Annotated in this window: 16 protein-coding genes; 4 read left to right on the top strand and 12 right to left on the bottom strand. The window is 33.6% G+C overall.

Features of this window, described 5'->3' with window-relative positions; translation table 11 throughout:
* Positions 1-49: 49 nt before the first annotated feature.
* Together ACFSJT_RS06140 and ACFSJT_RS06135 are read left to right on the top strand one after the other, a co-directional pair.
* On the top strand, positions 50-871 hold the full coding sequence (locus ACFSJT_RS06140; protein WP_378319340.1) for a dolichyl-phosphate beta-glucosyltransferase: 822 nt from the start codon (positions 50-52) through the stop codon (positions 869-871).
* 28 nt (positions 872-899) lie between these two features.
* Positions 900-1,868 (top strand): type I phosphomannose isomerase catalytic subunit, encoded by a 969-nt coding sequence (locus ACFSJT_RS06135; protein ID WP_378319339.1) that lies wholly within the window; start codon positions 900-902, stop codon positions 1,866-1,868.
* A 74-nt stretch (positions 1,869-1,942) separates the two neighbouring features.
* Here ACFSJT_RS06135 and ACFSJT_RS06130 read toward each other — a convergent pair whose 3' ends face one another.
* From ACFSJT_RS06130 to ACFSJT_RS06085, 10 genes are all read right to left on the bottom strand, one after another.
* Complete coding sequence (locus ACFSJT_RS06130; protein ID WP_378319338.1) at positions 1,943-2,734, bottom strand: M57 family metalloprotease; 792 nt, start codon at positions 2,732-2,734, stop codon at positions 1,943-1,945.
* Between the two features lie 138 nt (positions 2,735-2,872).
* A complete protein-coding gene (locus tag ACFSJT_RS06125; RefSeq protein ID WP_378319337.1) occupies positions 2,873-3,715 on the bottom strand; it encodes a M57 family metalloprotease in 843 nt (280 codons plus the stop codon).
* Between the two features lie 1,487 nt (positions 3,716-5,202).
* Positions 5,203-6,744, bottom strand: coding sequence for a hypothetical protein (locus tag ACFSJT_RS06120; RefSeq protein ID WP_378319336.1), 1,542 nt, complete (start codon positions 6,742-6,744; stop codon positions 5,203-5,205).
* A gap of 157 nt (positions 6,745-6,901) precedes the next feature.
* Positions 6,902-7,501 carry a type 1 periplasmic binding fold superfamily protein gene (locus ACFSJT_RS06115; RefSeq protein ID WP_378319335.1) on the bottom strand — a complete coding sequence of 200 codons (600 nt, stop codon included), beginning with the start codon at positions 7,499-7,501 and terminating at the stop codon, positions 6,902-6,904.
* 13 nt (positions 7,502-7,514) lie between these two features.
* Positions 7,515-9,917 carry a TonB-dependent receptor gene (locus ACFSJT_RS06110; protein WP_378319334.1) on the bottom strand — a complete coding sequence of 801 codons (2,403 nt, stop codon included), beginning with the start codon at positions 9,915-9,917 and terminating at the stop codon, positions 7,515-7,517.
* An 86-nt stretch (positions 9,918-10,003) separates the two neighbouring features.
* Positions 10,004-10,288, bottom strand: a complete 285-nt coding sequence (locus ACFSJT_RS06105) for a hypothetical protein (RefSeq protein ID WP_378319333.1) — start codon at positions 10,286-10,288, stop codon at positions 10,004-10,006.
* A gap of 57 nt (positions 10,289-10,345) precedes the next feature.
* Complete coding sequence (locus tag ACFSJT_RS06100; RefSeq protein WP_378319332.1) at positions 10,346-11,194, bottom strand: alpha/beta hydrolase family protein; 849 nt, start codon at positions 11,192-11,194, stop codon at positions 10,346-10,348.
* Positions 11,195-11,196: 2 nt separating this feature from the next.
* Positions 11,197-13,932, bottom strand: coding sequence for a PD-(D/E)XK nuclease family protein (locus ACFSJT_RS06095; protein WP_378319331.1), 2,736 nt, complete (start codon positions 13,930-13,932; stop codon positions 11,197-11,199).
* 135 nt (positions 13,933-14,067) lie between these two features.
* Entirely contained in the window at positions 14,068-15,465 is a 1,398-nt protein-coding gene (locus tag ACFSJT_RS06090; RefSeq protein WP_378319330.1) for an OmpA family protein, read from the bottom strand.
* Between the two features lie 285 nt (positions 15,466-15,750).
* Positions 15,751-18,903 carry a UvrD-helicase domain-containing protein gene (locus ACFSJT_RS06085; protein WP_378319329.1) on the bottom strand — a complete coding sequence of 1,051 codons (3,153 nt, stop codon included), beginning with the start codon at positions 18,901-18,903 and terminating at the stop codon, positions 15,751-15,753.
* A gap of 191 nt (positions 18,904-19,094) precedes the next feature.
* Here ACFSJT_RS06085 and ACFSJT_RS06080 point away from each other — a divergent pair, with 191 nt between their 5' ends.
* A complete protein-coding gene (locus tag ACFSJT_RS06080) occupies positions 19,095-19,703 on the top strand; it encodes a superoxide dismutase (RefSeq protein ID WP_378319328.1) in 609 nt (202 codons plus the stop codon).
* A gap of 264 nt (positions 19,704-19,967) precedes the next feature.
* Here the strand turns inward: ACFSJT_RS06080 and ACFSJT_RS06075 are convergent, their stop codons facing one another.
* Both ACFSJT_RS06075 and ACFSJT_RS06070 read right to left on the bottom strand, forming a co-directional pair.
* Entirely contained in the window at positions 19,968-21,866 is a 1,899-nt protein-coding gene (locus ACFSJT_RS06075) for an amidophosphoribosyltransferase (protein ID WP_378319327.1), read from the bottom strand.
* Positions 21,867-21,948: 82 nt separating this feature from the next.
* Entirely contained in the window at positions 21,949-22,878 is a 930-nt protein-coding gene (locus ACFSJT_RS06070; protein ID WP_378319326.1) for a PfkB family carbohydrate kinase, read from the bottom strand.
* A gap of 375 nt (positions 22,879-23,253) precedes the next feature.
* Between ACFSJT_RS06070 and ACFSJT_RS06065 the strand changes: the two genes are divergently transcribed.
* Complete coding sequence (locus ACFSJT_RS06065) at positions 23,254-24,324, top strand: carbohydrate-binding protein (RefSeq protein ID WP_378319325.1); 1,071 nt, start codon at positions 23,254-23,256, stop codon at positions 24,322-24,324.
* Positions 24,325-24,668 lie beyond the last annotated feature (344 nt).

Here is a 24,668-nt window from a genome sequence, read left to right as displayed (position 1 = left end):
AGGGTCTCAATCACTCCTACTTTTGAAGGGTAACCCAAAATAATCTATTATGAAAACAGGAATAATCATACCGTGCTATAATGAAGAGAAAAGGCTAAACATAAATGCCTTTATACAGTTTATTAATCAAGAGAATGAATATCATTTATGCTTTGTTAATGATGGAAGTAAAGATAAAACGGTACAAGTCTTAAAAGAAATTCAAAATGTTAATCCCGCCAAAGTAAGTATTGTTGATATCAAAAAGAACTCTGGAAAAGCTGCTGCTGTAAGAGCTGGAGCAAGATACCTGTATAATAAAGGTGAAATAAACTATATTGGATTTATAGATGCAGATCTATCTACAGATTTTAAAGATTTCGGAGAACTAGTCAAAACCTTAAAAACTAATGATAAATTAAGTTTTGTGTTCGGATCTAGAGCAAAAAAGGCTTCTGATGCCATAGAAAAAGATAAGATAAGAGCTGTTATTTCTAAAGTTGTTAACTTACTTATTGTTTTAATTCTTGGTTTGTCTATTAAGGATACACAGTGTGGAGCCAAAGTTTTTAAAGCTGAATTAGTACCTGTAATTTTTGAAAAAAGCTTTCTGAGCAGATGGTTGTTTGATGTTGAGATGTTTATCAGAATGAAGAAGTATTTTGGTAAAACAGGAATCATGAAAACTATTTTTGAGCAACCTTTAAAAAGATGGGTTCATGTTGATGATTCTAAATTGGGTCTTAAAGATTCTCTTGAAATACCTTATAGATTATTATCTATCTGGTTTAACTACAACATCTTATCAGCTTTGTTAAATAACAAAAATAGTTCTACCAATGAGCCACTTGTAGAGATTTATGCAAATACAATACCCGCAATGGCTGCATAATTAAATGTCAACCCAAATTCTAGAAATCATGATTAATTATCCTATTAAATTCGAACCCATCCTAAAAGAAAAAATTTGGGGAGGTAATAAGTTAAAAAATGTCTTATGTAAAAAAACTACTCAAAATAATATTGGAGAAAGTTGGGAAATTGCAGATGTTGATGAAGATGTATCTATAGTGGCCAATGGAACTGCTAGAGGTAAAACTTTAAGAGAACTCATCAATCAATATCAGAATCAACTTTTGGGAACAAAGAACTTCAAAAATTTTGGAGAAAAATTCCCCCTACTCATCAAATTTATAGATGCCGATAAAGATCTTTCAATTCAAGTACATCCAGATGATGAAGTGGCAAAAAAAAGACACAATTCATTTGGAAAAACTGAAATGTGGTATGTAATGCAGGCAGATAAAAATGCAAATCTTATAGTAGGATTTGAAGAACAAGTATCAAAAGAAGAATATATAGAAAATTTACAAAATAATAGTTTAGAAAACATACTACATTATGAAGACGTAAAAGCAGGAGATTCATTCTTTATTAATGCGGGAAAGGTACATGCTATTGGAGCAGGAGTTATGCTTGCAGAAATACAACAAACATCTGACATAACGTATCGTCTATATGACTGGAACAGAAAAGATGCTAATGGTAATTCAAGAGAACTTCATACCGAAGAAGCTTTAGACGTAATAGCGTTTGAAAATGAAAAAGATTACAAAAAGCCATATCAAAAAGTAGCTAATAATTCTTCAAATATTGCAGAATGTCCTTATTTTACTACCAATTTTGTTGTGGTTAATGATATTTTTAACAAAGATTATGAGAATTTAGATTCTTTTGTTATTTACCTATGTACCAAAGGAGAAGGAATTATAACTGTGAATGGTCATCCTGAAACTATTAAAGAAGGAGAAACAGTTTTACTCCCCGCTATGGTTGATGAAGTAACAATCAATTCTGATTATTGCGAGCTTTTAGAGGTTTTTATTTAGTTTTTTATAGTGAAGAAAAGACAAAGTACTCTATGGTTTAATCGCCACAGAGTACTTCTTTAGATTTAATTTTACTAGTACAATATATTTAATGCTACTTTATCCGATGGTGTTAACTCTCCATCTGCACTCGCTGGAAAAGAAGGCTGCATAATAGAAGGTTCAGATGGAGAAATGGGGGTGCCTGGTATCCATATGCCCGTACCTGGGTGAGCCAACCCAACAGCATGACCTATTTCATGACCAATTACATGCTCGTTTACATTTGTGCTAAAAGCATCGGTTCCTGCATTAATTCTTATAAATCTCCCTGGTTGACCCGCAGCATTAGGAATCATAGCCGATCCTCCTGCACTTGGCGTATTAACTCTATATACGATCATATCTGCCGCTCCAGTATTAGTGCCAAAAGTAAGATTAAAATTAAGGGTATTGGGTAAAACATTATAATTTGCAACTGCCCATGATAAAGCCGTTTGCATTTTTGCGGTTAATGCAAAACCCCCACCACCTGTATATCCAAGAATATTAATATTTCTATATGGTGGTGCAACAATAGATGGATGCCTATATTGCTTTTCAGTAGAAGCCTCTGATTGTGGTTCTGGATACTTTGCCAAATCAGACACACTTATCAAGAGATCATTGGCGATAAAATAACTTTCCTTACTGCCATCTAACATTTTAATTTCTTGAATAATAACATTGCCTGTATCTATTTTTAAGCCAGATAATTTATCAAGCTGAGCCTGGGTAGGTTCAATCTCTTGCTGTTGCGTAATTTCTTTACTGATTTCTTCTTTGTTACATGAAGAAATAAAAACCATTGCCAAAAGGCACAAAATTATAAGTTTAAGCTTTTTCATTTTATATAAGTTTTAAGAATAATTTGTTATTTTGTTTCTGAGGTTCGTTCGCTATATTGTAGGGTAATGTCTAGCAATTTTCTAAGAATAAATCCCCAGAGAAAGCTCTGAGGATTATTTTCTTTTTCAAAATTATTTTTAATAGAGAATGTTTAATGCATTCTTATCTGAAGCAGTTAATTCACCATCTTCGTTAGCTCCAAAGCAAGCTAACATGATTGAATCTTCTGTTGATAAAATAGGAGTGCCGAAAATCCAGATAGCTCCTACACCAGCATCTCCTTCGTTAACATTTTGACCACAACTTTGGCGGTTATACCAATCCTGGTGTCTAAACCCAATACAATGCCCAATCTCATGACCAATTACATGTTCATTTACATTGGTTGAAAAGGCATCGGTACCCGAGTTAATTCTCACCCATTTGTAAGGCCTACCATTGTTGTAAGGAAATCCCGCTTGTCCACCGGCTGTTCCATTTACCATGTACACCACAATATCTGCCGCTGCTGTATTGGTTCCATACGTAAGTGTAAAATTAAGGGTATTTGGTAGTACATTGTAATTAAAAACTGCCCATGACAGTGCCGTTTGCATTTTTGGTGTTAGTGCAAAACTGCCTCCTGTATATCCCAAAATTCTGATATTTCGGTACTGAGGTGCCACAATGTTATTTGTACGAAATTGTTTATTCCCGTTTTCTAAAGCTTCTAAATCTGCGAATTTTTCTAAATCTGAAATAGGAAGAGCAATATCTCCTGAAACCAGATGCTCCTCAAAAGAACCATCGATCATCGGAATTTTTTCAATCTTAACATCAGCTGTATTGACCCCCATATTAGACAACTTGGTGAGTTGTGCTTTGGTTGGTTTTGAAGCTACTTCTTCTTGTACTGTTTCGCCTGTAACCTCGTCTTTCTGACAGGATGAAACAAATCCTGCAATCAAAGTACATAGCGCTAATAATTTTAGTTTTTTCATTTTTCTGGTTTTTAAGAATAAAAAATAATTTTTTATCGAAGCCTACAAAATGTTTATACAATCATTCTCATTTGAAACAAATACTCTTTAATGCTAGTTGCGTTGTTTCTTACCCTTTAGCCGGTTGTATCTTAATGATATTATAAATTGATGTGGGATTCTAATCCCTAGAGTGGAGTATCAAATCAGTAAAATAATTTGCTCTGTTGACTTGATTCAAAGATATCTATCTAGATTTTCTTAAAAAATACTTAAAACTTCTTACTGTTCATTATAAATATTTAATCATCTGAAAATCAAATAATTATAAACAATAAAAAGTGTTATGACTGTTCAAAAATGGGTGATTCAACTTGAAATACGTTGGTTGAACCTCCCCTTAAAAAAAAGTTATTTCATACGTAGTCTTTTGAGGTAGATCCGCAACTGGCATCAAATTTTGAATTGTTTATTTCTAGTGTTTCAAAAAAGTAAGTAATAAAAGAGGAGTTTTTGATCCTTAGTTGTTTTATTAATACAAGCAATAAAACACAGGTTAATGTATACAGTTAAAAGAATGTTGAAAGATAAAATGTTACTAGGAGGAATTTTTATCATTTCCTACTGTTTGTTTCTGACATACTTTATGATTCGAGAATATATATGATGTGTAAAATTTATTAGTCGTAAAATTTAGTACCCCTAAATACATTTTGTTTGAAAAACCTCTTTGTATAGCGTTGTTACAAAAGAGGTTTTTTATTCTATAGGTTATACCATTTCTCACATGAAATTACCGTATAAAATTGTCTCTTTTGACTTGATGCTTCGTTATAAAATTGATCGATAGCTATGGCTATCCATAAATTTTTTGCCTTGCCTAAAATCAAAATAGTTCAATTCGTAAATCAGTAACTTCATATAAGAACTGGTATTAGAAGTGTTCCTAAACCAAAATATATAAAGTCCCAATTTCTAAAGGGACTTTATTCGTTTATAAAAATAACCCCCGGCTAACTACTTCCGGGGGTCTGAATTGAAACTTAATTGTATGTAACACAAACTCAACTTATACTAATTATGATAGTTTCAATTTATTATTTGTATGATCAGATTTTATGCTGCGAATATAAAAGGTATCCTTTAAATATTATAAGCAAATTTGTATGATAATTAACATTTAACGATGTCTTAATATCCTCATAAAATCATTGCAATTAATTCACTGAAAATCAAATTTCACTACTATTATCATTGCTTTTAATATGCCGTTGTTAACATATCCTCAGTAGTTTATATTCAATTTCTAAAAAGGACATATTATCTTATTGTAAACTCATCAAATTTTGTACCAATTACTGAGTCATGCTTCTCTGTAATTCAAGAAATAGTATTCTTAATACCCCCGGAAAGGTATTCCGGGGGATACATTGAAACAAACTAAATGATACAAACTCAACTTAAATATCTAAAATGAAGTTTCAACTTTATCTTTAGTCCAATATTAATTATTGCACTCTTAAGGGAACAACATCAATTTCAAACCATCCGGTGTTATATCTTCTTGACACAGCATAGACACCAGAAGTACTCTTCTTTACACAATCATCTGCAAAATCTACGATTACTGCGCCAAGTCTATCATTCTCTAGAGTATATGTTTTTGTTATTGTTGAGGTTCTGGTCTCTTCTAAAGAAGCTCCAAATTCGAGTCCTATTTTAACTTTTTTGCCCAAACCAATATCAATGCCAAAGTTAGTTGCAAATTTAACGGTCCTAGTATCGGTAGTGGTTATAGTCTCCGTCCTATCAACTTCTTCTATTTCAATTTTTATTGTAGAAGCATATTGATCCAAATCCCACTTGATTAATGGAAGGTTTGGATAAAATCTTTTTGTTCTGAGATGACGTAATCGTAGTGTATTGTAATCCTCCCCTTCAGGTGTTGATCTTCTTATTCTAAATAAATCTCGAGCGGATGCAGGAAAATATGTTACAAACTCTGATCCTACACCATTTTTGGCATTTATGAGTGCTGTCACTTTAAATTCAAAGACTCCATCGGTCCAACTCCCGTAAGTTTGCGGATATCCTTGTACATATTGTATACCTATTCTTGGGTCTCCAGTTTGATCAGCAATTTTATTATATGCATTTACACCATTGGACCAACCACCACCACCTTTTAAACGAAAGGACGTAATATGTTCTTGAAAGTCAAAAGAAAATGGACCTCTCGAACTAGTTGGAGTCAAATCATAATAAAGATGGTCTCTTTGCCATCCAGCCTGAGTTTCAAAAAAATCATATGCTGCAACATGCTTTGGATCTAATGAAGATTTTTGAAGATTTTTTTCTTCAAAATAATCATTTTTCGCGTTTAGACTTCTATTAAACGAATCATCTAAAAATCGAAAACTAATCCCATCGACACTTTTTAAAATGTTTTTCTCGCTATTTTTAGTAGAAAAGCCTTTGGTACCGGGTTTTCCGTCCAAAATAACACGTTCACTTTCTTTTACAACAACAACCGGAAATAGTGGTATTTCATGAGTTGGTAAAATAAAATTTTCGCCATTACTTTTTACAATTGGCACATCATTAGTTGCTTTTACGTTATATGCAACGTCTGGTATTTGAGTACTCGTATCCCAAACATTAGCAGAGAATGAGTCTTCTGGTAAATCTGGAATAAAAATGGTTAATGTTGGTAATTCCCGTTCAATTTCAGATAGTTTTTCATTACCTAAATAACTTTCAATTAAACTTCTAAAAGTCATCCCTTCAGAAAGCTGACTATGTTTAACAAGTTGGTACAGTACGTCATAATCATTGTCGAACATTTTTAATGCTTCCTGTTTTAACAATGATCTCAAAGATTCGCTTTCTCCTAAGGCAGAGGCAAGGCCTTGTGCAAATTCTTGTTTCAATTCTTCCTTGGAAGTATGATCAAGAGTATTAATCTCTACTTCTGGTAGTGTTTCTAAAGGCTCTTCAGAAACTTCAGGTTCTTGGCAAGACCACAAGAATATGTTTGCGATCGCCATCATATAAAAAAATTTTTTTAATAAAGTCATAAGAGTAAATATTTATAAATTATTGGTTAAAAGTTCTATTTGTAATTAGCAAAAGAAAAATTGTATGAATTAAACTTGCAATATTTATAAAATAAAACTCTCCCGTGTTGGCCCGGGAAAGTTTCAAAATTTATTCTACGGATATATTAAATACATAATCTATATCGGGGCTACCACCTGCGTTAGTAATAACCCCATCAGCTACTCCTTGAGCTTCTTTGTTAAGTTGATGTCTAAGTACAAATCGTAGCTGTGCATCACCCGTAGTAGCGGTAGTGGTTAATTCAAAGGTTAAACCTACGGGATTAGTAAAGCTTCCTTCGCAAGGATCATCGGTATAATCACATTCTTGATCTGTATACGTTGTTGTTATACCCAGATCATCTGTAATGTAGAAAAACTGGTGTTCGTCTGCTTCTCCTTCTATCTCTTCGTTTACCAATTCTGGCGGATTCTCGGTTGCGTTTAAAATTGTAATAGCCCCGGTATAAGTTGTACTAGCAGATAAAGGACCGCTAATTGTGGGTATAGGTGGTGTAGGGCCATCAGCTCCGTCTTCGTCAAAAAAACTGAGGGTAACAGTATCAGTTCCAGCTGCTGTCAAAGAAACAGTCATCGTAGTGATTACCTCTTCATCACTTACAGCTGCCGGTGCATCATCGTCGTCTGAGCAAGAAGCTACAAATAGTCCTGCAATTGATAGCATTGAAATGAATTTACGTGTGTTCATCATTTTTTAAAATTTAATAGTTAATAGTTAATCGTATTAGAAAATTACGCCCCAAATCATCGGCAAAGAAACGCAGGCGATTGAGATAATTTCTATAGTTTGTGTTTAATACATTGTTAATGGCGAAACCTGTTTTTATTATGCTTTTCTTACTCACCTTAAATTCTAAACTGGTATCCACATTTAGCAAGTGATATGCATCCGGAGGCGTATTTATCTCTAACGGCAGTTCCTCTCCGGCATCAATAGAAAAAACCTCAATATTTGGCGGGAATTCGTTTTGTCTAAAGGTGTATTGACTCTCTAGAGACGCTTGAAAATTAAACCAATCTTCTTTTACAAAAGTTATCTTGTTGGAAACATTGGGCGCCGGCATATTGATTAAAGCTACATCATTATTTGTTTCTCTTCCTTTTACTAAAGAAAAACGATGATCGGTTTGCCAGTTTTTAAACCAAGTTACCTGTGCTTTTGTATCTATCCCTAAAAGCTGGGCATTAGTTTGGCGATATTCCCAAACTGGAAATGGGCCACGTCCAGAAAGTTGAATTCCAACAGGTTCTATTAAAATGTAATCGTTAATAAAATTAATATAAGGAGAGATTTCCCAGTTCCATCGATCATTGCCCCATTGTAAGGATGCTGAAAATTTATGTGAAGTTTCCTGGCCTATTCTTATATCCCCAAGTTCAATCCTGGCAGCAGAGTGGTGTAAACCATCACTAAACAATTCTGAAGGGTTTGGAGCCCGTTGTGATAGTGAATAATTTAAACGAAATTCGTATTTCTCTTTAAAAGTATATTGTATGCCGGTGGTTGCAGAGATGTTATGATAGTCAAAAGCAGGATTAGTTAAGAATTGAGAACCTATCACATTTCTATCAATCACTATGTTTGCAAAATCGGTTTCATATCCTCGCTCGTTCCATCTACTTTCTAGATAGAATTTTTTTGCGTCAATTCTATTGAAATCGTATCTAATTCCAATATCAAAAATTAAAGATTCGTTGATGTCAAACTCTCCAGTAAGAAAAACACCGGCGTCATATTTATCATAATCTGGGATTAAACGCCTAACCCCTGTTTCTAGGGCATCTGCAAAGTTATTTTGATATCTTAATAAAACACCTGTTCTGATATTGTAATCAGAGGCAGCATCAAAGTAAAAATCTGAAGTCAACGTATGTGTAGTAAGTTGTAAATCTATACTAGGCCTATTGCTTCGTTCTTCGGTTCTTCGTACATCAAACTCAAATCGCTGATTACTTTGGAAATCATATTGAATGGTCCATTTACCTAATTCTTCAAACCTTCGATAGTACTTTAGTTTTCCTAAATGATGGGTTACTTCTTGTCTCGGATTTGAAATTTCGTAAGTAAAGTCTCTTATAATATCTGGTTGGCCATCATTGATAGACTCTCTAAGATCATCTACATTTCCAATATTAGAAGACGCAAGTATACCAATTTCGGTATTATAAAAAGAATAAAAGGCATCCCAGCCATACTCGAATTTATTGATCCCAAATGCAATCGACGCGCCTTTTTCAAAAACCCCTGTGTTAGAAAGTATGTAATCAGGAGCTTCAAAATCTCCAAATCTTTTCAGCATCCCTTGAGCTTTTAAATACAATCCATTCTTGTATCCTTTTATAATCTCTGAAGACATTGTACCGCCACGACCGTTTGTTGCTCCCGTAAGTATCGTTTTTCCAAATAAAGTATCCTTAGCCGGGACACGACGGGGCTCTGCAATAATAACTCCACCAAGGGCATCTCCTCCATATTGCAGTGCAGCCGCTCCTTTTACCACGGTAATACTTCCTGCGGTATTAATATCTATATTTGGCGCGTGCTCATCACCCCATTCCATATCCTGCATCCTAACCCCATTGTTCATCATCAGAACCCTGCTACCGCTTAACCCCTGGATTATAGGTTTTACGATTGTTGATCCTGTATTTAATGAAGAAACTCCCGTTATCTCTTTAAGTGCGTCACCAAGCGTTGCGCTGCTATATTTTTCGATAATATTCTCATTAATTGTTTCTTCTTGAGATGAAGAAGTTTTACTTTTATCTTTCCCTGTAACTTTTACCTCCTGTAACTCGTTAAGATGATGTTCAAGATAGAAGTCCTTTGTCTTTACTTTGGAAATATCGATGGTAAACACTTGGGAATTGCAATCCTGGTGTGATACAGTAAAGGCATAAGAAACTGCACATAAACCGTTTATTATATATGTACCATCACTATTGGTCACAATTGTAGTATTATTAAATGTTATTGTTGCACCTTTCAGGGGTTTCCCATCGTGAAAATCAATTACCTGACCGGTAAGAGTTTTATCGCATTCCTGTGCGAAGGAAAGGGTAACACCTAAAAGAAACACTGAAATAAAAGTGAATCTTTTCATTTGAAAAAAAATAAAAGTCAACTGTAGATAAATATCTTATAAAGATATGCCAGTTAAAAGGTCTATTAATAATGAATTCTTAAATACTAGGCAGAGGGTGGTGCCTTGTTCAAAAATGAGTAGTTGTTTGAAGAATCAAAATATCGTTGCTCATAAGTAGTACGAACAACATCTGTTGGAATTGCAATAACACAGGGAGCTTTTAAAATCTCTACACCAATATATCCGTCATTTTGATTCTCTGAAGCCAGCAAACATATTTTACAATCTACATCATCACTATCATGATCAAAAACATGAAGGTCAGCTAACTGTATAAAGCTGAACATTACAAGAAGTATGGATGCTATAATATGGCGGTTAGACTTCATAATAACAAATAAACAAAAAAAATGAATAAAAATTATCTTTTTATCTATTGTTTCTTGTTAAAGTATTGCAAATTCTATTGATTTTAAGGTGATCGCTTTAAGATGTTTTGGCATATCATCTGGCTCCCATGGGTGTTTTGCACCAAAAACGTGATCTGCTCCATCTACCAGAAAGAGCTCGCTTTTCGGATTCCAGGAATGAATATTTTCTCCCTCTTTTACATTTACCGTTGGGTCTTGTTTACCATGGATAATAAGATGAGGGATTTTTATCTGTTTTACCGCCCTTAAAATTGTAAGCCGTTCTTCATTTTCGATAAAAGAAGTGTAAAACTCAAAATAATGAGGCATCTGTTGTTTTGTTCTTCCATTTTCAATATAATATACACCATTTTTACTCCAAAGGTCAAAAGCCTCTCCTTTTGGGAAGCGATTTTTATAGTCTGAAACACCTGCCCAGGTAATGACTTTGGTGATTCTTGAATCTTCTGCAGCTTTGATGGTTACAATCCCACCTCCACGAGAATGACCAATTAGGACTATTTGGGTGATATCTACTTCATTTTTATAATCAAAATCGGTAGCCGATACCCAATCTATTATTGTTTCAAGATCATCTAATTCTTTGATATATGTATTATTCCCAAAAGCCTCTAGATCGGGAAAATCTATAGGTTGTCTAACCGTACCTCCATTATGTGAAAAATTAAACTTCACAAAGAAAAATCCAGCATTTGCAAAAGTTTCTGCCACCAAATCCCATGCTCCCCAATCTTTAAATCCCTTGTAGCCATGACAGAAAACAATAACGGATTTTTTTTTATTGTTTTTGAAATAAAAAACATCTGCCAAAATTGGCTTTTGATGCTTTCCTTGAAGGATTATATTTTTTGTGCTGGTGATCATTATTACACTTCTTTTTCGGTAAACGGAACATTATTGTCAAAAATTTCGAGTATCAATTTTTTTAATTGTACTAGGTATTCTTCAAATACAGCAGCGGTAATTTGGTAATTTGGTTTGTTTCTTATACTTTCTTTGGTTCCAAACTTGATAAATCCTGCCTGAAGATTTTTAAATGAAATTATACCTGCTTGAAAGGCTTCAGAATTTGGATTTTTATTATACTGCATATAAGCATACGCCAAAATCTGCACAGCCTTACTATATTTATAATCTTCGATAATATTGTCCCAATCCATCAAAGCAATATCACTGTGGGTAACTCTTCCCGTCTTATAATCTATTACTCGAAGCTCTCCATTTAGTTCATCAATTCGATCTACTTTTCCTTTAATGTAAATTGGAAATTCAAGTTCGGGAATTTTTATCTGTGTTTTCAGGTTGCTCTCAATAGATAGAATCTTTAGCTGAACTCCATTTTTTAATAGTTTCTCTTCTGAAGTAAGAAAGTTATACACATATCGCTTAGCTACTTCAAAAATTAAAAGATTTTTGCCGGTTGTGATATCAAGTTCTGAGTACTCTTTTCTAAATTGATTCTTAAGCTCTACTTCAATATTACTTTTCATCTCTACAAGATTTTCTAATGTAAGAAAAGTATTTTCTAAAGGCTTATAAAATGTTTCTAGTGCGTTGTGAATTACTGTTCCTAATGTATTTGCAGCAATTGTTTCTTCTACCTCTTGTGTTTCTTTGATTCCAAGGACGTATTTATAGTAGAAATCTAAAGGATTTCTGATATATGAGGTTAGGGCAGACGGTGATAAGCCATGTTCAGCAAGTTCTTTCAGTTTTTGTAAGACCGCTAAATTTTTTTCAACTTGCAAAGGTTGGTTTACCAATTTAGGCACTTCTGAAGAAACTGTATATTCTGTAACTTTATGATTTGGTCTTTTATCGATATCCAACTGAACCAAGAAACGACTTTTTTCTCCACCACCTACTCCTTCATCTTCGGTATTATAAACCAAGTAAACATTTTTGGCGCGTTGGATTAAACGATAAAAATGATAGGTATATATAGCGTCTTTTTCTTTATAAGTGGGAAGATTATAGGCTCTCTTTAAATCATATGGAATAAAAGAATTTGCGCTTTTCCCGGCTGGTAGAACTCCCTCATTCACTGAACTAATAATGACAGTTTCAAAATCAAGGCATCTTGACTCCAACATTCCCATAAATTGTAATCCCTGAAAAGGCTCTCCAGAGAAATCTAAGGATTCTGTCATCAAAATATCTTTATATAGCCTATACAATGCCCCTATTGTAGTAATATAAGGATAACCACTATGTATTGTAGTCAATTTATTAAACACTAGATGAAAATGATAGACATATTCTAATTCTAATGCATTACCTTGTTTGTCGATGTTCTCTTTGAGAAGTTGAACAATTTTTCTACAATTACTTAACGCGGTAGTTACATCTTTCCATGGATCAAATAACAATGCAAGTGCTTCTTTTTTGTCTTCGACTACCTGACCCTGTAATTTTTTTAAAGTGATATAAACCGTATTTTCCTTTGATATAGTTGAAATTAAACTTTTGGATGTTGCTCCTAATAACCTATATGCTGGATGACTGCTTAAAATTTCAATTATCGATTTAAAATATAAGCCTCTTGTATTTGGACTTTTTTGAAGATCAAATAACATTTCGAAAAAACCCGATATCGGAGCTTCCTTAAGAGGTAGTCCCATAGTGATGTTAATTGAAGTAATCGTATTAGGTAGTGAGTTAAGCAGGGGTTGTAATAAACCTTCATCGGCTAATACTAATGCTGTATTTTCTATTTCAGATTCTGGAATTTTAGAAAGGATCTTACCAATAGATTTTGCCTGTCCTACATTTTTTGGAACTCCTATAAGTTTAATATCCTTTTCATTTGAAAAGTTATCTCTAATCCATTGAAATGGTTTGTTCTTGTAATATTCCCATTGTTCTCTGTACTTACGCAAGAACAAGGCTGCCTCATGGTAACTATTATCCATAAAAAACTGATCCCCATCCCAATATGCTTCTGCAAGGCCCACCTCTAAAAGCGATTGAAAAATAATTTGCTCTGCATTGTTTAAGGCGTTAAACCCAACCAATATGTGTTTTCTCTTTTCCGTTTTAATATACTCCTTAATCTCTTCAGAAGCTTTTCTATAAAGTAATCCCTGGTATCCGATTTTTTTTGACAACAACCTATCCTTAAAATCATTGTAATAGTCTAACAAACTTTCCCAAAACTTAATGTAGTTTTGTATCAGCTCTGTCTTTTCTTTTTGTAAATACCAATGGTTTATATCCTGAATATTGGATAGATATGTAAAAAAACTTTTATGATCAATACAATATCTATCGATCTCGTTGAAGTCATAAATCAAGGTCTGAGCCCAATTGCTAAAGGTTTCAAAATCCTCTTTTTCTAGATGAGGATTTATATTTAAATAAATTTCATAAAATTCGAATAATGCTTGTATATTATCTATTTGCTGTAATCCTGAAACTTTTGTAATAAACTCTTCGATACTTAGAATCTCTGGAACAAAGATCGTTTGATTAGTATATATCGTTACTAATTCTTTTTTAAGAAATAACCCCGCTCTTTTACTAGGTACTAAAAAAACAAGATCGCTTATCTTTTCTTTTGTACTATGTAATTCTAGCAGAACTTCTTTTAGAAAAGTTTTCAAGTGTTTAAATTTAAATCCTCATCCTTTAAAAAAAGAACGATAAACCTTTTGATTTTTGTTGTTTGATTTTTTAAAAATAAAAAACGTCCCGATAATATCGGGACGTTTTATGATTTATTATTGTGAGATTCTCGCTTATTCTTTTACTAAGTTAATCTCTACACGTCTGTTTTTAGCTCTACCAGCTCTAGTCTTATTAGTAGCGATAGGTCTGTCTTCTCCGTATCCAACAGCTGATAATCTGAACTGATCAACACCGTTCTCAGTCAAGAAGTTCTTAACAGAGTTAGCTCTAGAGTCAGATAATCTTTGGTTAAGTTTATTACTACCAGCGCTATCAGTATGACCTTCTACGGTAAACTTAGCAGTAGGATATTCTTTTAAGATAGCGATAATATCATTAAGTACTTTGTTAGATTCAGCTTTGATACTTGATTTACCAGAGTCGAATAATACCTGAGCAGCATACTCATTAAGTGTTTTCTGTACTTCTTCTGTTACTTCTGGACATCCGTTGTTTGCAACAGTACCCGCAACATCAGGACAGTTATCATCTTTATCTAATACACCGTCACCATCTTTATCTTGGTAAGGACATCCATTGTTAGCGGCAGGACCAGCTTCGTTAGGACAACCATCTTTAGCGTCGGCGATACCATCACCATCTGCATCAGGACATCCGTTAAGTTCTGCTAATCCAGCAACAGTTGGACATTCGTCTTTAGGATCAGATACACCGTCACCATCAGTATCAGGACATCCGTTAAATTCTGCAGTACCTGCAGTATCAGGACAATCGTCTTTAGCATCAGTGATTCCGTCACCGTCAGTATCAGGACATCCATTGAATTCCTCTAAACCAGGAACATCTGGACATTCATCATCTTTGTCATAAACACCATCACCATCAGTATCTTTACCTCCAAAAGCGAAAGTAATTCCTGCTGAGTGTTGGAAGTGTGTTGGAGGATAATTATTTACTTCATAATCCTCGAATACATGCTTGTAAGTAGATTGAACATTGAATGCTAAGTTCTCAGTTAACCAGAAGTTAAATCCTAAAGAACCATTTAAAGTTCCAGCACCTATTTCATCCAACCAAGTGTACCCACCACCTACACCTAAGTAAGGGTCAAACCAACTCGTTTTTAAAACATTTTTAAGGCTGTAGCTAATTCTACCATCAACAGCATAGTAAGACAAATCGTCTGCGGTAACTTCTGTACCATCGGGAAATTCTCCCAGTTTTTCTATCTTGTTAACTGACCCAGAAGCGGTAAAAGAAAAACCATCTCCTATATATCTACCAACAGATATTTTGGAAACAGAAGGAAGGATGTTCCAGTGGTCACTAGCATTGAAGTATTCGTCGAAAATTTCTCCTTGAAATGGTAGATCACCACCCGTAGGAAAGATGTCAACGGCATTAACGCCTATAGAAACCGCCCAAGGATTGTTTTCATCTTGTGCATTCGCAGTACTAACCCCTAGTACTAGTAACGAAGCCACTAAAAATCTGCTAAGATGTTTCATATTCAATAATTTAATTTTTAAGTGTTAATTAGAGCAAATGTAATATGTTAAACATAACTGTCAAAGATAAATCTAATAAATTTTTCTTAATAGGCCAGTAAATATAGCTGTTTTCAAGGGTCTTGAAGTTTTTTCTTACAGTATCTTAAACCCAAACAAAACAAAAATTTTAACCTTTACAGAGAAAAATAATAGTATTCATCTCAACAATTATGGTACAATTATAAGATAAAAATACCTTTTATCCTTAAAATTCTTTTAGTAATTATAAAAATCGTATTTAATTTATACGTATTTTAAAGTGATTCTTTCATTAAAATAAATCAGGATTTTGTTTTCTATGACATATCCCATATCGATAAGAATATCACTATATTTATGTATCTGTTTTGTATGAGATTCATTATAAGTACCAGTCTTATAATCAATTATTGTTGTGCAATCATTTTTATCGACCACAATTCTATCTGGACGAAACAAGTTTCCATTTGAAATAATATCACGCTCATTATACACCTTATTTTCTTTGGAAAAATATTTTGATAATTTTGGGTGATTTGTGAGATTTAGTATCTCCTGAGCTAATATTTCTTTTTCAAAAATAGTTATTTCCCCTTTTGTAAATGCTTCTTCTATTACGCTATTTATGTCCTCTTTGGTATAAATTGAAGACATAAGATCATGAATTAGATTTCCTTTTTCTATGGCATTTTTTTGAGCTGTATCCCATAATTTACTCGAATTTGTAACAACATTAACCTTGTAGGTTCTAGAAGAATCGCCAAAATTAGAAAGTTTAATAGCTTTTGCTTCATGTTTTGTTTTTACAGCCATATCTGGTGGCTTCTTAAAATTACCGAATGAATATTGCTTAGTTTTAGTATTCCATTTTCCAACATCTTTTAAATATGCTATTAATTTTCCGGAAAATTTATTGGGATTACTTTCTCCTTTACTGTTGAGTTCTAGTTTAGAAATTATATACAACTGCTCTTTTGCCCTAGTTAGTACAACATATAATAAATTAAAGGTATCTAACTCTAACTGCGCTTGTCTTTCTAAGACCACATTATTGGCATCCTCACTATAATCGGCAATATTTTTACTGTAATCAACAAAAACTTCTTTAAATCCAAAATAGTCCTCTTTGGTAACACCAAGCCAAGTCTTGGGTTCTATTTCTCTATATATATCTATATTGGCGAAGGGATAAATCACACAAGGAAACTCTAAGCCTTTGGCTTTATGAATGGTCATAATCTCTATAGCTTCTTTGGTATCGGGTGCGACAATGCCCAACTTGTCTTTCTTATCCTCCCAAAACGAAAGAAAACCTATCATCCCTTCTGTATTGCGTTGTGTAAAAGTGAATACCACATCTAAAAAAAACTGAATATATGCAGGAGTAATTTGTGCCAAATTAAAACTACTAATTATATATTCTACAGCATCATATAGAGGTCTTATTGCCAATTGATCAAAATCAAAATCTATACCTAGGGCTTCTAATTGGGATAAGAACCCTATCTTATTTTTGCCTATCATTTTTTGCAAAAATGAGTGTTTTTCTTGAGCAGCAATATCTTTGGAAAGGAAATGTAGTACATCAACTTTTGCCTGAAGATTATCAGGTTGTACATACCATGTAATTAAATCAATGATAAATATAACCTCGGGAGCGTTTTTTATCAATAATGTTTCTGAAGAGATTATAGACAGCCCTTTGTCGGCAAGAAAATTGGCGATCACCACACCTTCTTTTTGTTTTCTTACAATAATACAAATATCATTGGGCTTGTATCCTTTATCTTGAAGTTCGATGATTGTTTCATAAACTTTTAGAGGATAAACTTCCTGTTCTTCGGTAGCATTTTTGGTATCAATAAAAGATATATCTACATAGCCATCTTTTTTAGAATTTACTTCTTGATTATTACCCAAAAGATAGAGTTGCTGATGTTTTTCATTACTAAAATCCTTAGATAAAAAAGTAAAAAAACTATTGTTAAACTTTACAATCTCTTCATGACTTCGGTAATTTTTTGGCAGATTAAGCACGCGTTTATCTTTCACCGAAAAAGGATTTTGGTCTGAAGATAGTTCTATAAATTGTTCTGCTTTTCCTCCTCTCCATCTGTAGATTGCCTGTTTCGCATCTCCAACAATTGTAATCCTCCCTCTTTTTCCTGTTAATGTTTCACTAGCCACGGCGTTATCAATAAGAGGAATCAAATTATTCCATTGCAGTTCTGAAGTATCTTGAAACTCATCGATAAAATAATCTCGATATCGCTCCCCTAACCGCTCATAAATGAACGGAGCAGGTTGTCCTTGAATACTTTTGCTTATAATTGAATTGAATTCTGAAATCAACAAAATTCTCCTTTCCTTTCGAATAGCTATTAATTCTTGATTAATAGTATTCAAAACAGATAGCGGAGTAAGGTTTTTGATACAGTTTTTAAAAAAATGATTCTGAGTCAACCCTAATTTTGTGGCTAAAAAAGCTTCTTCGATCGTAGGTCTAAGATGATCAATAATACTTTTTTTATCTTGATCCAATTTGTTACTGTAAAAGGAAGCGTTTCTTATATCTTGTTTCCAAACAGCTTTAAAATCGATATTGGTTTCTCCCTCTGCCAGCTTTTGAAAATGATTAGGGATCGATCCTCTTGTAAAGTCAGCATAATCAATTCCATTGTCTTTTAATATTTCAAGAACGCTTGCTGCCTTTGAAATAATAGTTTTTTTGTTTTCGGTGATTTTTTTATACAAAAGTTTTTTAAGCCCTTCAAAATCATCATATGTTTTATTAGAGAGGTTATTAAGGTGCTCCCGGTCATTTTCGCTAAAAAGAAGTCTCGCAACTTTATTAAGCTCTACTGTAATATCCCAGCTTTTGTCTTCTTCCAGTTTACTTATTGCAAAATCTATAATTAGTTTGGTAAGGGTATCGTCTAATCCGATTTTTGCTATCACATTATCTACAGCCTCTTCAATTAATTTTTCTGTATCCATTTCAATCTCAAAATTCATAGGTATTCCTAAATCATGAGCGAACGTCCTAAGTATTCTGTGTGTAAATGTATCAATGGTAACAATATCAAAAGCAGCATAATTATGAAGAATACTCTTTAAAACCCTATTCGCTTTTTGTTTAAGTTTTTCTTCAGTGATTTTGGTCTCGACAACCAGATCTTTGAGTATATCCTTATAATCAGAAGGAGTACTATGGTGGCTTATCGCAACTAAGTTTTCTAACACCCGCATTTTCATCTCGGCCACAGCCTTATTGGTAAAGGTAATGGCTAATATATTTTTATATGAATCTTGGTATTCTCCTTTTAATAAAGTAATAAGATATTCTTTTACCAAAGTGTAGGTTTTTCCAGCTCCGGCAGCGGCATTATATACAGTAAAAGCAGTATTTAAGTTCAACTATTTTTTTACTAAAATACTAAAAGAAGGTGTTTTTATCACATTTACTTAAATAATTAAATGTATAAATATCTATTTGGTTACCCATCAATGGTTTTAATTAATTTATAACAATTATTAATTTTTATTCATCCCACTAATTGTTAAATTTGGTGTCATTTTCATTTTTTATTAATCAAATAAATTAAAATATGTCATTCGAATTACCAAAATTAAACTACGCTTTTGATGCGTTAGAACCCCATATAGATGCCCGAACTATGGAAATTCACCATGATAAACATCATGCTGGGTACACCAAAAAATTAAATGATGCTATAGAAGGTACGGGCCTAGAAGGCAAAACAATAGAAAACATTCTTATTAACCTTGACATGTCTAACACTGCAGTAAGAAATAATGGTGGTGGATATTTTAATCACAATTTGTTTTGGGAAGTTATGTCACCAAATGGAGGGGGTAAACCTTCTGGCGAACTTGCCGATGCTATCAATTCTTCTTATGAATCTTTTGACGCTTTTAAAGATGAGTTTTCAAAGGCTGCAGGTACTCGTTTTGGTTCAGGTTGGGCTTGGCTATGCGTACATAGTGGCGGAAAAGTAGAAATATGTTCTACTCCTAATCAAGATAATCCTCTAATGCCAGGTGTTGGTTGTGGAGGAACTCCTATCTTGGGTATAGACGTTTGGGAACATGCATATTACTTACATTACCAGAATCGTCGTCCTGATTATATTTCTGCATTTTATAATGTAATTGATTGGAATGAAGTTTCTAGCAGATATGCTCAGGGAAAATAAATAAAAACGATTTTCAAAAAAAAGTAAAGAGTCGCAAAATTGCGACTCTTTTTATATGTAAATATTACGGAATTTCATAAAATAAAAAAAGGTGGAAAGTCCACCTTTTTTTGCCCCAAATCTACCATGAACTTAACCTACTTATGCTATGGCTTTGCTAATATAAGACGGAAAATCATTGTGGAAAAATGTTTTAGATAAAAGGTCAAAATAATTGTTGAAATACACAAATTAACCATTTTTAACATCAAAATATTTTTATTTTTAGTATGCTCTTTCGTTTTTACCTTCAAAGAAATTTATAAAAGCCTTGTTTACCACTCTATTACCACCAATTGTTGGATAATCTCCTGTAAAATACCAGTCACCAAGATTCTTAGGACAAGCCTGGTGCAGGTTATCTACAGTTTGATAAATAATCTTTACGTCGGCATTTACGGTCTTATCACTTAAAAGCTCAGCTATTTTATCGCTTATTTCCTGATCAGAAAATCCGCTGTAAATCTCTTTTACAAAATTTTGAACTTCAGCATCTGCTAGATTTTCTTGAGCCTTGCATTTTTCATAAACTTTTTCTACAAGGTCGTAGTTGCCATCTTCTTTCAAAAGCTCTAATGCAGCTTGAAAAGCAATTAAGCCTTCTAATCTTGCCATATCTATTCCATAACAATCCGGATACCTAATTTGAGGTGCAGAAGAGACAATAACAATCTTTTTTGGATTTAATCTATCCATCATTTTGATAATACTCTTCTTAAGTGTAGTTCCTCTAACAATGCTATCATCTATAATGACCAGATTATCGTCTGATTTTACGACGCCATAAGTAACATCATAAACATGCGCCACCAAATCATCTCTGCTGCTATCTTCTGTAATAAAAGTTCGAAGCTTTGCGTCTTTTATAGCAATTTTTTCTGTTCTTAATCTAGCAGAAAGAATTTCAGATAAGCGTTCATCCGTTAGTGTCTCCTTCTCAGATAGAATGGTTTCATTTTTTTGCTTATTTAATTCATCCTGTGCGGCCTCTACCATTCCATAAAAAGAAGTCTCTGCAGTATTCGGGATAAAGGAGAAAACTGTGTTCACTGTATCATGATTGATTTCTTCCAAAACCTGAGGCATTATTAACTTCCCTAGATCCTTTCTTTCTTTATAAATTTCTGCATCACTTCCTCTAGAAAAATATATTCGTTCAAACGAGCAAGCTTTACGCTCTAGGGGTTCGATGATTCTTTTTACAGAAGTATCTCCGTTCTTCTTTACAATAATTGCTTTGCCTGGGTCTAATTCTACTATTTTAGCGAAAGGAACATTAAATACGGTTTGTATGACTGGTCTTTCTGAGGCAACTACCACCACCTCATCATCTTTATAGTAGTATGTGGGCCTAATTCCTGCAGGGTCCCTAAGTACAAATGCATCACCATGGCCTAACATTCCCGCCATGGCATATCCACCATCCCAATCCCTGGAAGATTTTCTAAGAATTTTGGCAACATTTAACCGCTCTACTATTTGTGGAGAAGCATCAATCTTGTTATATCCTTCTTTTTTTAATTGTTTATATAATTTTGCCACTTCAGAATCAAGGAAATGACCAATCTTTTCCATTACGGTAACAGTATCTACTTTATCTTTAGGATGCTGTCCTAGTCGCACAAGATTGTCAAACAACACATCATTGTTTGTCATATTAAAATTACCTGCAACAATAAGATTACGATGCATCCAGTTGTTCTGCCTTAAAAATGGGTGAACACTCTCAACACTATTTTTACCAAACGTTCCATAACGTACATGTCCTAGAAGAACTTCTCCTATATAGGGTATATTTTTTTTCTGAAGAGTAACGTTATCTGTATATTCTGGATGGTCAACAAGTTCTTTGTTTATTCTATCATTTATTTGAGAGAAAATATCCTGAATTGGTTGCGCTGCAATAGAACGCACCCTGCTTATATATCGTTCCCCAGGAGGAGTATCTAACTTAATGCTTGCAAAACCAGCACCATCCTGGCCGCGGTTATGTTGCTTTTCCATCATTAGATACATTTTATTCACTCCATAAAATGCACTACCATATTTCTCTTTATAATACTCTAACGGTTTTAATAGTCGTATAAATGCAATCCCGCATTCGTGTTTTAACGCATCACTCATTGTATTCCGAAATTCTAAGTTGTTGTGTTGAGTATATCATAATTAAAAAATCCCTAAAAACTTTGTTTCAAGGTCAAGTTAATTAAGACAATTCTATTTCAAATTGTGTTAATTCTTTAAATTGTTTAAGCCTCTTCTGAACTTCTTCCCTATCTAAGTTCTCCATGCGTTCTGTCCCAAACTTTTCTACACAAAACGAAGCTAAGTTAGATGCATGAATAATTGCATTTTTCATACTCTCGAAAGAAATATCTCCGGTCTGTGTCAAATATCCTGCAAACCCGCCTGCAAAAGTGTCTCCAGCACCTGTTGGGTCAAAAACTTCTTCTAAAGGTAATGCAGGTGCAAAGAAAATTTGATCTTCATGAAATAATAATGCCCCATGTTCACCTTTTTTAATCACCACATATTTTGGGCCCATTTCTTCTATTACTCTTGCTGCTTTTACCAAAGAGTATTCTCCACTTAACTGTCTGGCCTCTTCATCATTTATAGTGATAACATCTACCTTGGAAATTACTTTGCGAAGATCATCAATGAAAGCATCTTCCATCCAAAAATTCATAGTGTCAAGAATCGCAAGTTTTGGTTTGCTTGTAAGTTGATCTAAAACACCAAGCTGAACTAATGGATTCAGATTTCCCAACACAACAATCTCAGCATCCTTATAGGGATCAGGAACAACAGGATTAAAATCTGCCAGCACATTAAGATGTGTTTCTAAAGTGTCTCTAGAATTGAGATCATTATGATATTTTCCGCTCCAGAAAAAAGTTTTCCCCCCTTTGACCACCTCGATGGCAGACGTATCGACATTTTTTTCTTCTAAAGTTTTAAAATAGTCTTCTGGAAAGTCTTCTCCAACAACAGAAACAATAGCTGAGGAGATATTGAAATTAGATGCAGAAAGTGCGATATATGGTGCTGCCCCGCCTAAGATTTTATCTGTTTTTCCAAATGGGGTCTCGATAGCATCAAAGGCCACAGAACCTACAATTAATAATTTGCTCATAAAAATAGCGTATATTTTTTTTGCAAATATAGGTTTTCCTTTGCATAAAACCTTTCCATTTTTAGAAAGCTATAACCACGTGGATAAAATAGTATCCAGAACAGATCCTATCCTAAAAAATTTATAAGGGTTTCAACCAAAATTATGCATTAAAAGGTATGTACTCCTGAAATAATAAAGCTTTGACTTCTTTTTTCTTAAGATTAACAATACACTTTTTGTTTATACTATGAAACAACTCTTAAAATTTTAACATTAAAAATCCTAATAATTCGACATAATTTTAGATTTTTAAGAAATTTTTATGAAATATGTGAAAGATCTTCTTCATGAAGACACTTCATTGTTTAATCACAAACTCAAACTTAAATTAATATGAAAAAAGTGAATGTAGCGAAGCTATTTGTAGCAATTTCGGCTTCGTTTTTATTGTCAAATTGTGAAAAAGAAGCTGTTGACGATGTTGTAGCAACAGATCAATTAGCAGCTTCAAAAAGTATTCCTCATGTATGCATTGCAAAATGGGACATGCATAATGGTGCAAAAGCTGCCAGTATTAAAGTAAAACAATGGGAACCTGGTCAAACTATTAGAGTTAAATTTTTGAATGGAAATAATTTTGTTCAATCAAAAGTTAGACAGTTTGCAGTAGAATGGGAAAACTATGCAAATCTTAAATTCGAATGGGTATCTTCTGGTAGTAGTGCCAACATAAAGATTGCATTTAGAGAAGGGCAATATGCTAATGAAACCGGTTCTTGGTCCTACTTGGGAACAGACTCTAACAGCTTTGCGCATAGTATGCATTTTGGTTGGTTTGACAATAATACTACCGATGAGGAATTTAGAAGAACAACAATTCATGAATTTGGACATGCACTTGGATTAATTCATGAACATCAAAACCCGGTTGCAGGAATTAATTGGGATACCGAAGCTGTTTATGCCTATTATGCAGGACCACCAAATAACTGGACAAGAGCTCAGGTCGATAATAATCTTTTTAGACGTTATGAAGCGAATATTTCCAATTATAGCCAGTATGATCCATTATCAATTATGCATTATCCTATCCCTGCAGAGCATACATTAGATAGAGTTGCTGTAGGTAGAAATACCCGTTTGTCAGACACGGATAAATCTTTTATTGGTACGATATATCCATTTTCTGGTACTGGAGGAGATATATGTGCAGGTGTAGATGAATATGTAAGTGGAAGATCGTATGCCGTAGGTGATAAAGTAACGTATCAAGGAACATTGTATCAAAGAACAGCTAGTGGGTGGAACAACCTAGGTCCTTGTCCTAGTAATGACCCATGTGCAGGTATAGCAGCATATGTGAGTGGTCGATCGTATGCTGTAGGTGATAAAGTGACTTATCAGGGATCATTATATGAAAGAACAGCTAGTGGATGGACTAATTTAGGACCATGCGGAGGATAACAAAAAGTAAATCTTGCTAAATTAGCTTGATTAAAATAAATAAAAATACCCGGGAGGTAACTCCCGGGTATTTTTGTATGTAAAATTGATAAAAACATTATATCTATTTTCTTGCGACCTTTGGAATAACAGCTTATGAAAACCGATTGTCAAAATAAAAAGTAGTTTCCAGTTCCAAGTAATTCTGCGCACTGTATGAAAATTGCGATATTATCATCACTAGAAACGAAAAAAGATTTTAAAGCCTCTAGAATTTTAATAATGAATCCTTCAGAATATCCAAAAAGTATACACATTTAATGATTCTACAGAACTTACTTAATTTGATCCTGACTTATATTTCC

Source organism: Aquimarina celericrescens (assembly GCF_042682765.1).
Taxonomy (GTDB): domain Bacteria; phylum Bacteroidota; class Bacteroidia; order Flavobacteriales; family Flavobacteriaceae; genus Aquimarina; species Aquimarina celericrescens.
The sequence above is the reverse complement of the archived record's forward strand: the minus strand, read 5'-3'. Positions and strand labels throughout refer to the sequence as shown.

Coding starts and splice junctions, on each gene's coding strand:
- ACFSJT_RS06075 (WP_378319327.1), bottom strand. CDS start 21,866: ATGAGTGATGCGTTAAAACACGAATGCGGGATTGCATTTATACGACTA.
- ACFSJT_RS06120 (WP_378319336.1), bottom strand. CDS start 6,744: ATGATGGCGATCGCAAACATATTCTTGTGGTCTTGCCAAGAACCTGAA.
- ACFSJT_RS06070 (WP_378319326.1), bottom strand. CDS start 22,878: ATGAGCAAATTATTAATTGTAGGTTCTGTGGCCTTTGATGCTATCGAG.
- ACFSJT_RS06135 (WP_378319339.1), top strand. CDS start 900: ATGATTAATTATCCTATTAAATTCGAACCCATCCTAAAAGAAAAAATT.
- ACFSJT_RS06100 (WP_378319332.1), bottom strand. CDS start 11,194: ATGATCACCAGCACAAAAAATATAATCCTTCAAGGAAAGCATCAAAAG.
- ACFSJT_RS06090 (WP_378319330.1), bottom strand. CDS start 15,465: ATGAAACATCTTAGCAGATTTTTAGTGGCTTCGTTACTAGTACTAGGG.
- ACFSJT_RS06130 (WP_378319338.1), bottom strand. CDS start 2,734: ATGAAAAAGCTTAAACTTATAATTTTGTGCCTTTTGGCAATGGTTTTT.
- ACFSJT_RS06080 (WP_378319328.1), top strand. CDS start 19,095: ATGTCATTCGAATTACCAAAATTAAACTACGCTTTTGATGCGTTAGAA.
- ACFSJT_RS06065 (WP_378319325.1), top strand. CDS start 23,254: ATGAAAAAAGTGAATGTAGCGAAGCTATTTGTAGCAATTTCGGCTTCG.
- ACFSJT_RS06110 (WP_378319334.1), bottom strand. CDS start 9,917: ATGAAAAGATTCACTTTTATTTCAGTGTTTCTTTTAGGTGTTACCCTT.
- ACFSJT_RS06125 (WP_378319337.1), bottom strand. CDS start 3,715: ATGAAAAAACTAAAATTATTAGCGCTATGTACTTTGATTGCAGGATTT.
- ACFSJT_RS06105 (WP_378319333.1), bottom strand. CDS start 10,288: ATGAAGTCTAACCGCCATATTATAGCATCCATACTTCTTGTAATGTTC.
- ACFSJT_RS06115 (WP_378319335.1), bottom strand. CDS start 7,501: ATGAACACACGTAAATTCATTTCAATGCTATCAATTGCAGGACTATTT.
- ACFSJT_RS06140 (WP_378319340.1), top strand. CDS start 50: ATGAAAACAGGAATAATCATACCGTGCTATAATGAAGAGAAAAGGCTA.